This is a genomic window from Pinibacter aurantiacus (genome assembly GCF_019130065.1).
In the GTDB taxonomy this organism is placed as follows: domain Bacteria; phylum Bacteroidota; class Bacteroidia; order Chitinophagales; family Chitinophagaceae; genus Pinibacter; species Pinibacter aurantiacus.
Map to the genome: position 1 here is coordinate 353,715 of NZ_JAHSPG010000001.1, position 14,259 is coordinate 367,973.

Consider the following 14,259-nt stretch of genomic DNA (forward strand, 5'->3'; position numbering starts at 1 on the left):
AGATGTATGTTTTAAAATTTTAGAATTATCCGTTTACTATTTCACCTCCATTTGGATGTATGACCTGTCCTGTAATGTAGGCAGCATCGTCGCTTGCGAGAAATACGTATGCATAGGCAACTTCCACAGGCTGACCTGCACGCTTCATGGGTACGTTTGAGCCAAATGTTGCTACTTCTTCAGCATCGAAAGTGGTTGGAATTAAAGGGGTCCAGATTGGTCCGGGTGCGACGGCATTTACACGAATTCCTTTGTCGGAAAAATAACTGGAAAGCGATCGGGTAAAGGCAAGTATGGCTCCTTTGGTGGCCGAATAATCAAGCAAATGACCACTTCCTCTATACGCCGTTACGGATGTTGTATTGATAATTGAAGAGCCTTTCTTTAAATATTTTTCGACTGCTTTGCTCATGTAAAATTGTGAAAAAATATTCACTTCAAAAGTTCGCCTTAGCTGCTGTGCAGAGATCTTTTTCAACTCATCCTGAGGTGTCTGCTCTGCTGCATTATTGATCAACACATCAATCTTACCAAAGGTTTTAATGGTTCTTTCAATGATCTTCTGGCAATGATTTTCCTTACTCACATCGCCGCCGATCAACAAATATTTTCTGCCGTTTTTTTCAACCTCCGATGCTGTTATTTTGGCGTCCACGTCATCTTTTTTGTAGCAGATCACAACATCTGCTCCTTCTTTTGCAAAAGCTATAGCAATGGCCCTTCCTATACCGCTATCTCCTCCCGTGATGATGGCGACCTTGCCACGTAACCGAAAGGGTATTTTCTCCTTTTCATACACAGGCACAGGCTGCATTTTCTCTTCCTTTCCCTTTTGCGCCTTCTCCACCCTTTGGGGCTTTCTCACCTTCTTTTTGGGTATCGTTTGTGGCATACGTCGTGTTTGGTATTGCTATGAAAAAAGCGTTCCGCGAGGGGAGTTAATAATTAATAATGAATAATTAATAACGTTGTTTGTGGAACAATTGGGCTTAGCTAATACGGTATCAATGTGAAACTTTGTCACCAAAACCCTAGAAAAAATCAGTGAAAACCAGTCAAATCCGTGTCATCTGTGTGCCATTGGTATTTGCTAATGAATGTTTTAGTAGGTTTGCACGTCATTAGGAAAGCGTCATTTTCTAATTCCTAATTTTTATTTCCTATTCTACTATGAAGAAGCAGTGTTTTTGCCTTTTTATTTGCTGCATATTTCTGTTTTGTGATAAAGTTTTTGCGCAGGAAAAATTTCACACGATTCCGCTACCTGAGGAAATCAGCGGCGTTGCGGAAGAATTTTCCGGAATGGCATTGTGGAACAATCGCGCATACCTGCTTCCCCAATATGGTGACCAGCAAAAACCAGATCGCCTCGTGGGGGACAACTTCTTTATTTACAGCATCCTTATCGACAGTATCAATCTCGCATTGGACAATAATATCCCGCTCACGAAATTTCAGAAAATCAAGGTAAAAAATCTGGACAAGTTACCGAGGGAAGTGAAGGAAGGTTATGAAGGCTTCGAAGCCATTTCAATTGTGAATGGCACGGTGTTCCTGAACATCGAAACTCATGATAACTTCGACAATTGTTTTATGCTGAAAGGAAATCTTGACACGGCAACGAACGAACTGACGATTGACACGAGTAAAGTAATACGTCTTAAGCGTGAGTTTAATTTGGAAAACGCTGGATTTGAATCCATCACTTATTTACCTTCGGAAAATAAATTACTGACGGCATACGAGGCCAATTTTCACACGGTCAATTATGCCTATCTCGTTGATACCGGCTTTACTTCAGAACCTGTCAGAACACAGATCCCGAAGCTGCCATTCCGTATTACAGATCTTTTTGCGGGGGATAAAATTTACGCACTGAACTATTATTATCACGGCGATCATGCGATCTATGCGGACTCAACAATCAGTGATATTAAAACAACAATTCCAGAGCTTGCAGAACAACTAAATACTGATCCTGATTACCTGAAACAAAAGACTCACGAATATGCAAGGATTGTGTCATTGGAAAGCCTCAGTGACACAAAATGGAAACAGGTGGTCTCTTTTCCGGGATTTACAAATAATTGGGAAGGCATGGTCCTATTCCGAAAGGGCGCTTTGATCGTGAGCGACGCGAACAACAACGCGCCGAAGCAGGTGACTACGTTGGCGTACATTGAGTTTTAAAAAAGTTGAGAGTTGAGAATTGAGAGTTGAGAGTTCTTTGTAATTGAAGACTCAATGTTTAAGCTTAAATATTGTATCTTCAACGACCGGATTTTTCTCAACTCTCAACTCTCAACTCTCAACTCTCAACTCTCAACTCTCAACTCTCAACTCTCAACTCTCAACTCTCAACTCTCAACTCTCAACTCTCAACTCTCAACTCTCAACTCTCAACTAATAACTTTAAGCGTTCTCTTCACCATGTTCGCTTTATGAATCAGTTCCTGTTTGTCATTTGCGATAACAGTAACGTGGCCCATTTTACGGCCGGGTTTGGTTTCTTTTTTCCCGTACAGGTGAACGAACACATTGTCCATCTTCAATACTTCATCAAGACCTTCATATTTCACTGTTCCACTGTAGCCTTTTTCGCCGATCAGGTTCACCAATGAAGATGGAAGAATTGCCGCAGTATTACCTAATGGATAGCCCAGCAAAATGCGCCAAAGCATATCGTATTGTGAGCTGTAATGTGCCTCTATTGTGTGGTGGCCGCTGTTGTGTACACGCGGTGCAGTTTCATTTACAAACACATTGCCTTCGCGGTCAACAAATAGTTCAACGGCAAAAAGTCCCGGAGATTTAAGGCTTCGCGCCACTTTCAGCGAAATGGCTTCAACGCGCCATAAAATTCTTTCAGGAATATAAGCAGGGGCCAATTGAAAATCCAACAAGTTCAATTGCGGATCAAACAACATTTCTACAGGCGGATAAAGCGCCGTTTCCCCTTTTGCATTCACCGCTACGATCATAGCAATCTCTTTATCGATGTCCACCATTTTCTCTACTACGCTGGGCGCATCAAAACCGTGTTCAAAATCATTTTTTGTTTTTAGCACCTGTACGCCTTTTCCATCATAGCCGCCTTCACCTAGTTTCTGCACAGCCGGTAGCCAGTCCTGTGTGTTTCCCAGTTCCAGTTTATTCTGCACCACTTTAAAAGCAGGGCTTGGAATTTCGTTATCGGCGTAAAATTGTTTCTGTAAAATTTTATTCTTGATGATGCGAAGCGCCGCAGGTTTGGGATAAACTCTCACGCCTTCAGCTTCCAGTTTCTCCAATGCATCGATGTTTACATTTTCAATTTCGATGGTTATGGCATCCAGGTTCTTACCAAAATTGTAAACCGCATCAAAATCGCGGATATCGCCTAAAACAAAGTGATGACACAAATGAGCGGCAGGGCATTCTTTATCATTTTCCAGCACATATGTTTCAACCGTATAGTTTGCCGCCTGTTGAAGCAGCATTCTGCCAAGCTGCCCGCCTCCTAGTATTCCTACTTTTTGCATCATCGTAATTTTGCGCAAATATAATGCGTTGCCGTTGATGCATAACCATTTGTTACTACATTGTTACCAACAGGCCACGCAAGGCATCAATTTGCACTCCTCAATTCTCCAATGCTCATATTATCAAATTTTCAAATAAACAAATTCACAAGCACTTAACACCCACAGGTATTACTTTTGCAACGTTTAAAAAAATGCATGTTATGAGAGCCTTATTAACAGGGATGTTTTTGAGTGGATTGACGGTGTTTGGCTTTGCAAAAGCCAATACGCAGTGCAATGGAACGGTGGAGGATAAAATAACAGGACAACCGGTGGAAGGTGCGGTGGTTATTTTGAAAAACAAAGCTGATAACCATGTGTTTAAGACCATTACGGCAGCCAACGGGAAGTTCATTTTTCCCAGCATAAAAGCCGGCAGTTACGAAACCATCGTCAACTTTCTTGATTACAACAAAAAGCAAAAAGACATTGTGGTGAAAAGCGGCGCTGAAAACAAACTTGACCTTAAAGTGTCGTTGAGTGCAAATGCGGAAATAAAGGAGATCAGCCCGGTGAAATAACAGGAATTAGGGATTAGAAATTAGGAGTTCAAAATCGCTCCTAATTTCTAATCCCTGATTTCTAATTCCTCAACTTCTTCCACGTATTAATCAATCCATTTGTAGACGAATCATGCGATGTAACCTCAGCATCGTTTTGAAGTTCTGGTAAAATTTTATTCGCTAATTGTTTACCAAGTTCCACGCCCCACTGATCGAAGCTGTAAATATTCCAGATCACACCTTGTACAAATATTTTGTGCTCGTATAAAGCGATCAACTGGCCTAGCGTAAACGGAGTAATCTTTTTGATCAGGATGGAATTCGTTGGTCTGTTGCCTTCAAATACTTTGAAAGGAACCAGTTTTTCGATCTCTTCAGCAGATTTGCCGGATTTCTCCAACTCAGCTTTTGCTTCTTCCGCAGACTTTCCATTCATCAACGCTTCTGTTTGCGCAAAGAAGTTTGACAACAATTTCGCATGATGGTCGCCAATTGGGTTGTGGCTGATGGCAGGCGCAATAAAATCGCAAGGAATAATTGGTGTTCCCTGGTGGATCAATTGATAGAATGCGTGCTGGCCGTTGGTTCCAGGCTCACCCCAAATGATCGGGCCCGTTGCATAGGTAACGTGCTTTCCGTTTCTGTCGGTGCTTTTGCCATTGCTTTCCATATTTCCCTGCTGGAAGTATGCTGCAAAACGATGCATGTATTGGTCATAAGGCAAAATGGCTTCGCTTTGTGTGCCGAAAAAATTAGTGTACCAAAGTCCCACAAGCCCCATCAATACAGGAATATTCTTATCCAGTGAAGTTGCTTTAAAATGATTGTCGGTTTCATGCGCGCCTTTCAACAACAATTCGAAGTTATCGTAACCAATTGTCAATGCGATTGATAACCCAATGGCGCTCCACAAAGAATATCTGCCTCCTACCCAATCCCAGAACTCAAACATATTCGCTTTGTCGATACCGAATTTCACAACATCTTTTTCATTCGTAGAAAGTGCCACGAAATGTTTTGCCACAGCCGCTTCATCTTTCGCCGTTTCCATGAACCATGCACGTGCAGTAAGCGCATTGGTCATTGTTTCCTGCGTAGTAAATGTTTTGGAAGCGATAAGGAAAAGCGTTTCTTCCGGCGTCACTTTCTTAAGTGTCTCGGCGATGTGCGTGCCATCGACGTTTGAAACAAAGTAAGGTTGCATACCATCCTGCCAGTACGGTTTCAATGCCTCAGTCACCATTAACGGACCAAGATCGCTACCGCCGATACCAATATTTACAATGTATTTGATTTTTTTGCCGGTATAGCCTTTCCATTCGCCGCTATGCACTTTGTTGGAAAATGTTCTCATTTGCGCCAGCACTTGCTTAACCTGCGGCATTACGTCTTTTCCTTCAGACAAAATAGGTGTGCCGGACAAGTTTCTCAGCGCAACGTGCAACACAGATCTGTCTTCAGTCGCGTTGATCTTATCGCCTTTGAACATTGCCTCAATCCCTTGCTGTACGCCGGTTTCATTGGCCAACTGCAACAGAAGTTCTAATGTTTTGTCGGTAATAATATTTTTAGAAAAGTCAATTACAATATCGCCAAATGTGTGGGACAATTTTTTAAATCTGTCGGCATCCTTTGCAAACAGATCCTTCATCTTAATACTCTTAATGTCGTTATCCTTGTGTTGCTGAAGTGATTTCCATGCACTAGTCTGCGTTGGTGATACTGTAGGTAACATAACTATGATAGTTTTTAAGTTTTAAGTTGTGAGTATGAGTTATGAGTTAGAAACTTCCGCGTAAATTTAGAAATGTCTTCCCATAGTTACTCTCTATAATCATCCATTTTGTTGCTGATTGTTATCAATATCTGCACCCAATTTATAGAGTAATTGAATTGATCACATCTAAAGTCTGACGTACCATGGCTTCGGATACGTCGAGGTGTGTAACGATGCGTACATGCGTTTCCGATATGGGAATGCAGGCGATCTGATGTTGTTTTAATGCATCTGTGAAAGCCTTTGCTGTAAAGGGTTTCTTGATTTCGAAGATCAGGATATTCGTTTCAACCGGCATTATGTTGCCTACAAAGTTTTTGGCACTCAGCACATTTGCAATTTGTTTGGCGTGTGTATGATCAAGCTCAAGCCTGCTGACGTTGTTTTTCAAAGCATATAAACCTGTCGCTGCCATATAGCCCGCCTGTCTCATTCCTCCGCCCAATACTTTTCTTACGCGCCGGGCTTTGTTGATGAAGGCCTTCGATCCAATGAGAATACTGCCTATCGGGCAACCCAGCCCTTTATTCAAGCAAACGGAAATGCTGTCAAATACTTCTCCGTATTGTGCAGGCGTTTCTTTTTTAGCAACCAGCGCATTAAACAGTCTTGCGCCATCAAGGTGCAGTTGCAGGTTATTATCGGTACAAACTTTTCTGATCTTCTTAATTTCCTCAAAATCGTAGCAGGAACCGCCGCCCCTGTTGGAAGTATTTTCAAGGCAAACGAGCGAAGTCCGGGCTTTATGCACATCGTCCGGATTAATGGCTTCAGCAACCTGGTCGGCCGTTATCCTGCCGTTGTTGCCTTCTATTGGCCTTGCCTGCGAGGATGAATTGAATGCTATTCCGCCGCCTTCGTAAATATAAACGTGTGCATTTTTCTCACAAATCACTTCATCGCCGGGTTGTGTGTGGCATTTGATGGCTATCTGGTTACTCATCGTTCCAGTCGGACAATACAGCGCGGCTTCCTTTCCAAAAAGTGTCGCAGCATACTCCTGTAATTCGTTTACCGTGGTATCTTCTCCAAACACATCATCCCCCACTTGCGCACTCATCATCGCATCCATCATTGCAGGTGTTGGCTTCGTAAAAGTATCCGAACGAAAGTCTATCATGGTGTGAGTTATTAAAGAGACACGAAAATAAACTGAATAATTGAATAACCGAATAACTGATTAACTGAATAACTGAAGGTCGAATTTCAATTTTATACTACGCATATCAAACATTCAGTTATTCAGTCATTCAGTTATTCAGTTATTGCAAAAACAAAACAGCCCCCGAAAACCGGAGGCTGCTTTGTTATATAATCTCTCTAAAGATAATTATGATTTTGCTGTAGTCGTCGCTGCAGGTGCAGTTGTTTTAGGTTCGTGGTGAACCAAGTCTGCTTCTCCTAAAGGTTTGTTTTTGCCGAAATCCACAAGGATCGGAGCAGCAACGAAGATAGAAGAATATGTACCTGTGATAACACCGATCAACATTGCGAACGCAAATCCTTTTGTTACTTCACCACCTACCAGGAACAGGATCAGGATGGTTAAGAACACAGTTAAGGACGTCATGATCGTACGGCTCAATGTATCGTTGATTGATTTATTGATGATTTGACCTCTTGTTGCGCCTCTCATGTTTTTAGCATTTTCACGCACACGGTCAAATACGATTACCGTATCGTTCATTGAGAAACCAATCACCGTTAGGATCGCAGCGATAAAGTGCTGGTCGATCTCCAATGGGAACGGTACTATGTTTTTAAAGAACGAGAACACTGCCAATGTTACCAATACGTCGTGCAACAAAGAGAAGATTGTACCCAAAGAGAATCTCCAGTCGCGGAAACGTAGGAAGATATAGATCGCAATGATCAGCAATGACCAGAACGTAGCCCATTTAGCACCGCTCTTCAAGTCATCAGAGATCGTAGGACTTACTTTTTTAGAACCTTGCAGGTTTTTCTTTACGAAATCATCGTGAGATACATTGTTTCCAAGGAATGGTTTCAAACCTTCGTACAATTTGTTTTGTACAAGAGTGTCTGTGCTCAAACCTTCCTGGTGGATCAGGTAATCCGTAGTGATGTCCAAATGGCTGTTGTCGCCATAAGTTTTGATCAATGGGAACTTACCAAATTCTTTATCCAATGCATTTCTAACATCATCAGCGTGAACTGGTTTGTCAAATTTCACGATGTAGCTACGGCCACCGCTGAACTCAACACCTTCGTTGAAACCGTTGAAAACAGCAGTCACACCAAGGATCAATACTACTACAGAGATCGCGTAAGCTACTTTTCTGTACTCAACAAATTTGTAAGCCGCGTGCTTGAACACTTTGCGGGAAATGTTTGTAAAGTAGTTAAAGTGACGTTGTTTCTGAGTATAGAAATCAGTGATCAGGCGTGATACAAGGATACCACAGAACAATGATAACAAGATACCAAGGATCTGCGTAGTGGCGAATCCTTTAACAGGACCTAAACCAAAGTAGAACAATATTAATGCAGTCAGCAAAGTAGTAACGTGCGCATCCAATACCGGAGGTAGTGAACGGCGGTAACCATCTTTTACAGCCTGGTGATAGTTTTTACCTTTTGTAAGTTCCTCTTTGATACGCTCAAAGATGATTACGTTCGTATCCACGGCCATACCGATGGTCAATACCAAACCGGCAATACCAGGAGCAGTCAACGTAGCACCCAATGCGCTCAATACACCGATCGTGAACAACAAGTTCAGGATAAGGGCGATGTTAGCCACCCAACCCGCAGTGTTGTAGTAGATCAGCATCAAAGCGAAGATTACTACAAATGATATAGCGAATGCCATAGTACCACCTTTGATGGCTTCTTTACCCAAAGTAGGTCCTACAACTTGCTCTTGAACGATTTTAGCTGGAGCATCCAGTTTACCACTCTTAAGAATGTTCGCCAAATCCTGACCTTCAGCTGCTGTGAAGTTTCCAGAGATTGAAGAACGACCGCCTGTGATTGGTTCGTTTACATTTGGAGCAGAATAAACGATGTCATCCAATACGATAGCAATAGAACGGCCAACGTTGTCGCCAGTCATTTTTGCCCATACCTTCTCTCCTTGTTTATTCATATCCATGCTAACAGTAACCTGGCCGGCGCTCATTGGATTGTAATCCTGGTTTGCATCTGTGATCACTTCTCCTTCCAATTTTGCTTTGGTTGTTCCAGGAACAGTTTTGATAGCATATACTGGTAAATATTCAGATACTTTGCCGCTCTCTTTATTTTTCTCCGCCATGCCATACAGGAATTTCAAATCAGCAGGCAGGCTATTTTTTACAGCAGGGCTGTTGAAATACAAATTAGCTACTGAAGTGTCCTTCACACTCACCATGGCAACATATGGAGCAAGGTCCATTTTGTCGCCCTGTTTTTGTGGGAAAAGGAACTGAACTGAAGCAAACAAAGGATGCTCGAGTTTCAATTGTTCAGGCGTTTTTGCCGCAGCAGCAGTGTTTTGAGCACCACCCTTCATCTGTTCAGACAAAGACTTAGTTGTATCGTGAGCAGCGGTAGCACTTGTATCAGCTTTTACAGCAGTAGAGTCGACAGCTTTACCTCCTTTTAAGGAAGTAGCAAGTGCCTCATCTGCAGCAACAACTGAATTTGCGATCTCGCTCAGTTTGTATACTTCCCAGAACTGAAGGTTCGCAGTGCTTTGCAAGTATTTTCTAACCCTGTCAGGATCAGTTGCACCAGCAAGCTCAACTGTGATGATACCTTTGTTTTCGTCAAGGTTGATGTTAGGCTGAGCCACACCAAACTTGTCGATACGTTTGCTCAATACCTGGAAAGTCTGCTTCATCGCAGCACTTGCCTGATCGCGTATATAGCTAACGGTTGCATCGTCAGATGCGTTTGCTTTTAATTTGTTACGTGTACTGTTGGAGAACAAAGGCGCAAGGGGTTGACCCGGATTTTGCTCTTTGTACACCTGTGCAAAAAGAGTGATGAAGTCGGTAGCACTAGTAGATTTCCGGTGTACTGCTTCTTCAATGGCTTTTTTCAATGCAGGATCCGCGGGATTGTTACTTAAATTTCTGATAAGGCCATCCAAAGCGACATCCATAGTTACGTTGATGCCACCTTGTAAGTCAAGACCAAAAAGCAATTCACTTTCTTTTGCTTTCTGATAGCTTTGACCCCACCAGGTAATTTTTTGATCACGGGTACTGTCTAACAAATGTTGCAATCGTTCTTTTTTAATATCACCCAGTGAATCCTCATAAAGAGCTTGCGCTTCTTTATTTCCAGGATATTTTGCCTCAGCCGTTTGGTAATTGGTTTTTACATAACGGAGTGCCTTTTCTTCCATGGCTTTTTCGTGATTGTTCACAAACCAAGTAAAGGAAAGCTGGTAAAGGGATATTAAAATCAAAAAAGCAGCAAAAATGCTTACCAAACTTCTCATTGAGATTCTTTGTTACGTTTACGAATTTTTTAAAGAGTGGCAAATATAGGATTTACAATGAAATTTTGACATATCCAACCAATATTCTTATTATATAGGCTCAATGCCCAGGAATGGGTAAATTTGAAAGAAGAACTTTCTTTTTTAAAAGAACAACAAAATGCACCCGATTCTTAAAATTTATCCGGTGGCCGCATTGGCTTTTTTCTGCGCCTGTGGTCATGCCAAAAAAGCACAATCTATTGAAGTAAACCCGCCGGCGGCAGACAGTAGCCAGGTTAATGAAACCGGAAACGATGTCTCAAACTCTTCAGATAAATTAATTGAAAATATATTAAAGGCTTATCCACAATATTTTGATTCTATTCTCGCAAAAAGGAAAGATCTCAAGCTCCAGATCATTTATACTGCCATTGACAGAAATAAGAAAAACCAGCCATCGTTTGTCAGCCACTATTTTAACGTAAATGCCGACAATTACTTCTACCCTGCGTCGACAGTAAAAATGCCTGTTGCACTTTTGGCGCTCCAAAAACTCAACGAGCTAAATATTAAAGGTGTGGATAAAAATACCAGCTTTATTACCGAAACTGGTTTCGAAGGTGAAACACCGGTTTACAATGATCCCAATACTCCGGATGGCCGGCCAACAATTGCCAACTATGTTCGAAAGATATTCCTGGTGAGTGACAACGACGCTTATAACCGATTGTATGAATTTCTGGGCCAGGAATACATCAACGATCATCTGCATGGGATGGGCTACAATAGTCCCTGCATTGTTCACCGCCTGGAAGTCTCAATGAACGAGGAGCAGCACAGAAATACCAATCCTGTCAAGTTTTTAGACTCTGCTAATAACGTTTTGTATTCCCAACCGCTGCAAAGAAGCAATTTCGTTTACCCTGACCGACATGATTCTGTTGCGAACGCTTATTACAAAAATGGAGAGTTGATCAACCAACCGATGAATTTTTCCCGCAAAAACAAAATAAGCCTGCAGGATCTTACCAATATTCTCAAAAGCATTCTTTTTCCGCAAGAAGTTGCTCCAAACCAGCGGTTCAATCTAACGGAGGAAGATTATGCACTTGTAAAAAAATACATGTCGCAATTTCCGGGCGAAACGACTTTTCCGCAGTATGACACGACTGAATTTTATGATGCGTACGTAAAACTCTTAAAGTATGGCAGCGGGAAAGGCACGTTGCCAAAGCAGATCCGCATATTTAATAAGGAAGGCGATGCGTATGGGTTTCTTACGGATATTGCGTACATCGCAGACTTTGAGAACAACATAGAATTCATGCTAAGCGCCACAATCTATTGCAACAGCGACGGCGTGATGAACGACGATCACTATGACTACGACACGGTTGGTTATCCATATTTAAAGCATCTCGGTGAAGTTTTCTACAACTACGAACTCCAACGCAAAAGAAAGCACGCACCGGATCTCTCCAACTTCAAAATAACATACGACAAATAGCGTCAATTTCACGCAAAGGCACAAAGGGAAAACAAAGGGCGCAAAGGGAGTTTGTTTCTCGCAGCGAAACCGGCGGAGCTACAATGCAGCGGTCTTTTACCTGAGATCACGGATATAATTACTGCAACCTAAAAACGTGAGAGCGCCTTTGCGTGAAATCTTTGCGTCCTTTGTTTTCCCTTTGTGCCTTTGCGTGAAACCTCATGCGTGAAACGCCTTGCTGTCCGCTGGGGATTCTTCTCTGCTGAACATGCCGTAGTCGCGTTTAACTTCGGCTATGCGGAGGTGGTAGTCTTTGAAAATATGCGAGCGCCCTTCTGATTGTGCATGTCGATGGGCCTCGACATTTCGCCACTCTTTTATTGCTTCTTCATTTTCCCAAAATGAAAGCGACAATAACTTTTGCGGATCGGCAAGGCTTTGAAATCTTTCGATGGAAATAAAGCCCGGAATATCCGCCAGCAGTGGTTTTAACGATGAGGCTATTGCAAGGTATTCGTCCTTTTCATTTTCATTTGGAACTACTTCGAAAATTACTGCTATCATAATATTTGATTTGTTTACTGAAGTTTAATGAACAGGCTTTCCGGAATTCTCACATTGATCAAAGGCTCATATCGAAGTGTTGGCTGTAACAACTTTAAGGACGGATATTTGGCAAGGAGCAAATCGAGATTTTTTGCCGCCATATCAATACAATAATGTTTTGCCAAACATGCATGTCCGCCTGCACCAAAAGTCAAATGTTCGTTGTTCGACCTATTGATATCAAAGACATTGGGTTGAAGAAATTTAGCGGCATCTCTGTTGGCGGCGGCGAGCACAAGCAGTATTGTTTCTCCTTTCTTAATCGTCGTCTCTCCTATTAAAATATCCGCCATTGCAACACGCCTTGTGTTATGCACCGGCGGATCAAATCGCAATGTTTCGATGATGATTTTCCTGTAAAAATTTTCATCGGCAGTCATTTCGCCACCCTCATTTTTATACCGCAGCAATTGCACCAAACCATTTGCCAGCAATCCTCTGCCGGCATCGTAGCTCTGAATGAGCAACCCGATAAAATTACTCGTTAGCATTGTAAGTATGTCTTTCTCATCAACCAGGCTGACCGATGCAAGATGTCTTACTTCTTGCCTGGTAAGCAGCTTTTCCGCGAAATAACGATTAATAATTTCGTACGCTTCGTTTATAATCGTCGAAGCAAATTCGAAACTCTTTTCATCATTCAAACCACCCATTAGTTTCACTAGCGACAAAACATTTTCAACAAGAAATGTTCCATCTTCTTCAGGAAAATCAAATCCTTTTACAATGAGAGTTGGAAAAAGTTTTCTACTGGCTACGGCCCAATCAACCGTATGCTGATCTTTTATTTTTTCTATTCCGGAAAAAAGTATTTCTGGGATCTGAACATTTTTCAGTTTATCAAACAGAAAAAATGCGACAGCTTTCAACGCCTGATGATTAGGTGGATTGCTTAACCGCACAAGGTTCACTGAAATGGTGTCAATTGTGGCATCTATACTGAAATGCTTTACTGGTGGTATTTGTGCGTTTTTATCACTTAATATTTTCAGGCAATGTTCGTAGGAATACACTGCCCAAATTTTATTCGCGTCGTCCCAATATACAGGATGATGCAAAAGGCATTCTTCATATAACGAATATGGATCAGCTAGTTGCGATTGCGGCTGCAAGGTGTTGACCATGATGAAGTTTTTTCTTTCGCAAAAATGATATAAGTTTATCAGGAACACTTCATTCTACACTTAAATGTGATTGTACAATGGAAGAACAAATTGTGGTGGTTTCTTCGTTGATCGGAGATCCGGTGAGGGCAAAGATCCTGTGGGCTTTATTGGACGGCAAAGCCTACACAGCTACAGAATTGGCGATCATGGCAGATACATCTCCGCAAAACATAAGTATGCATGTGGCCAAGCTGGTGAATGCCAATTTTTTAAAAGTAGCGGCCCAGGGGCGACACAAATATTACACGTTCGCAAGAGATGAAGTTGCCTATGTAATTGAGGCCATGAGCAATTTAATTCCGGCAGGAATGAAGGCCTCACAAAAAAACGAAACGGCTATTTCACCAATCAAATATTGCCGCACCTGTTATGATCATCTCGCAGGAAAAGTGGGCGTGAGCCTGACAGAAAAATTGCTGGAAACGAAAATGATCAGGCAGGATGGCGATGAGTTTTCCGTCACCAGAAAAGGAACCGACTTTTTTAAGAAAATGGAAATTGACTTAGAAACGCTGCGTCAAAGCAGGCGCTTTTTCGCAAAACCATGTCTTGACTGGAGTGAGCGGAAGTATCATATGGCCGGGTCTCTTGGGGCAGCACTATTAAATAAAATGCTGAGCTGCAATTGGATAAGAAGAACAAGAGAATCAAGAGCAATTATCGTAACAGCCAGGGGGCAAAAAGCTTTTCTTGATTACTTTAACATGAAAGTGTAAATGCGGA

Annotated in this window: 11 protein-coding genes; 4 read left to right on the top strand and 7 right to left on the bottom strand. The window is 42.0% G+C overall.

From position 1 onward, the window contains the following. Positions 1 to 25: 25 nt before the first annotated feature. A complete protein-coding gene (locus tag KTO63_RS01260; protein WP_217789302.1) occupies positions 26 to 892 on the bottom strand; it encodes a glucose 1-dehydrogenase in 867 nt (288 codons plus the stop codon). A 278-nt stretch (positions 893 to 1,170) separates the two neighbouring features. Here KTO63_RS01260 and KTO63_RS01265 point away from each other — a divergent pair, with 278 nt between their 5' ends. Then, positions 1,171 to 2,190: a hypothetical protein gene (locus tag KTO63_RS01265; protein ID WP_217789303.1), complete on the top strand. Its 1,020-nt coding sequence runs from the start codon at positions 1,171 to 1,173 to the stop codon at positions 2,188 to 2,190. A gap of 209 nt (positions 2,191 to 2,399) precedes the next feature. Here the strand turns inward: KTO63_RS01265 and KTO63_RS01270 are convergent, their stop codons facing one another. Further along, on the bottom strand, positions 2,400 to 3,524 hold the full coding sequence (locus KTO63_RS01270) for a 5-(carboxyamino)imidazole ribonucleotide synthase (RefSeq protein WP_232372979.1): 1,125 nt from the start codon (positions 3,522 to 3,524) through the stop codon (positions 2,400 to 2,402). Between the two features lie 200 nt (positions 3,525 to 3,724). Between KTO63_RS01270 and KTO63_RS01275 the strand changes: the two genes are divergently transcribed. Continuing rightward, positions 3,725 to 4,084, top strand: a complete 360-nt coding sequence (locus tag KTO63_RS01275; RefSeq protein ID WP_217789304.1) for a carboxypeptidase-like regulatory domain-containing protein — start codon at positions 3,725 to 3,727, stop codon at positions 4,082 to 4,084. A gap of 61 nt (positions 4,085 to 4,145) precedes the next feature. On the opposite strand, the gene pgi is transcribed toward KTO63_RS01275, so the two are convergent. The 3 genes from pgi to secDF form a co-directional block, all read right to left on the bottom strand. Continuing rightward, entirely contained in the window at positions 4,146 to 5,801 is a 1,656-nt protein-coding gene (gene pgi, locus KTO63_RS01280; protein WP_217789305.1) for a glucose-6-phosphate isomerase, read from the bottom strand. Positions 5,802 to 5,943: 142 nt separating this feature from the next. Beyond that, positions 5,944 to 6,963, bottom strand: a complete 1,020-nt coding sequence (ltaE, locus tag KTO63_RS01285; RefSeq protein ID WP_217789306.1) for a low-specificity L-threonine aldolase — start codon at positions 6,961 to 6,963, stop codon at positions 5,944 to 5,946. Positions 6,964 to 7,173: 210 nt separating this feature from the next. Further along, positions 7,174 to 10,293 carry a protein translocase subunit SecDF gene (gene secDF / locus KTO63_RS01290; RefSeq protein WP_217789307.1) on the bottom strand — a complete coding sequence of 1,040 codons (3,120 nt, stop codon included), beginning with the start codon at positions 10,291 to 10,293 and terminating at the stop codon, positions 7,174 to 7,176. 160 nt (positions 10,294 to 10,453) lie between these two features. Here secDF and KTO63_RS01295 point away from each other — a divergent pair, with 160 nt between their 5' ends. Beyond that, a complete protein-coding gene (locus tag KTO63_RS01295; RefSeq protein ID WP_217789308.1) occupies positions 10,454 to 11,782 on the top strand; it encodes a serine hydrolase in 1,329 nt (442 codons plus the stop codon). 201 nt (positions 11,783 to 11,983) lie between these two features. Here KTO63_RS01295 and KTO63_RS01300 read toward each other — a convergent pair whose 3' ends face one another. Together KTO63_RS01300 and KTO63_RS01305 are read right to left on the bottom strand one after the other, a co-directional pair. Beyond that, complete coding sequence (locus KTO63_RS01300; protein WP_217789309.1) at positions 11,984 to 12,328, bottom strand: antibiotic biosynthesis monooxygenase family protein; 345 nt, start codon at positions 12,326 to 12,328, stop codon at positions 11,984 to 11,986. A 14-nt stretch (positions 12,329 to 12,342) separates the two neighbouring features. Beyond that, positions 12,343 to 13,494, bottom strand: coding sequence for a cytochrome P450 (locus tag KTO63_RS01305; protein ID WP_217789310.1), 1,152 nt, complete (start codon positions 13,492 to 13,494; stop codon positions 12,343 to 12,345). 77 nt (positions 13,495 to 13,571) lie between these two features. Here KTO63_RS01305 and KTO63_RS01310 point away from each other — a divergent pair, with 77 nt between their 5' ends. Next, positions 13,572 to 14,252: an ArsR/SmtB family transcription factor gene (locus KTO63_RS01310; protein ID WP_217789311.1), complete on the top strand. Its 681-nt coding sequence runs from the start codon at positions 13,572 to 13,574 to the stop codon at positions 14,250 to 14,252. Positions 14,253 to 14,259 lie beyond the last annotated feature (7 nt).

Excerpts from the sequence above, each read along its gene's own strand:
- KTO63_RS01265 (WP_217789303.1), top strand. The coding sequence starts at position 1,171 with ATGAAGAAGCAGTGTTTTTGCCTTTTTATTTGCTGCATATTTCTGTTT.
- secDF (WP_217789307.1), bottom strand. The coding sequence starts at position 10,293 with ATGAGAAGTTTGGTAAGCATTTTTGCTGCTTTTTTGATTTTAATATCC.
- KTO63_RS01260 (WP_217789302.1), bottom strand. The coding sequence starts at position 892 with ATGCCACAAACGATACCCAAAAAGAAGGTGAGAAAGCCCCAAAGGGTG.
- KTO63_RS01310 (WP_217789311.1), top strand. The coding sequence starts at position 13,572 with ATGGAAGAACAAATTGTGGTGGTTTCTTCGTTGATCGGAGATCCGGTG.
- pgi (WP_217789305.1), bottom strand. The coding sequence starts at position 5,801 with ATGTTACCTACAGTATCACCAACGCAGACTAGTGCATGGAAATCACTT.
- KTO63_RS01300 (WP_217789309.1), bottom strand. The coding sequence starts at position 12,328 with ATGATAGCAGTAATTTTCGAAGTAGTTCCAAATGAAAATGAAAAGGAC.
- ltaE (WP_217789306.1), bottom strand. The coding sequence starts at position 6,963 with ATGATAGACTTTCGTTCGGATACTTTTACGAAGCCAACACCTGCAATG.
- KTO63_RS01305 (WP_217789310.1), bottom strand. The coding sequence starts at position 13,494 with ATGGTCAACACCTTGCAGCCGCAATCGCAACTAGCTGATCCATATTCG.
- KTO63_RS01275 (WP_217789304.1), top strand. The coding sequence starts at position 3,725 with ATGAGAGCCTTATTAACAGGGATGTTTTTGAGTGGATTGACGGTGTTT.
- KTO63_RS01295 (WP_217789308.1), top strand. The coding sequence starts at position 10,454 with ATGCACCCGATTCTTAAAATTTATCCGGTGGCCGCATTGGCTTTTTTC.
- KTO63_RS01270 (WP_232372979.1), bottom strand. The coding sequence starts at position 3,524 with ATGATGCAAAAAGTAGGAATACTAGGAGGCGGGCAGCTTGGCAGAATG.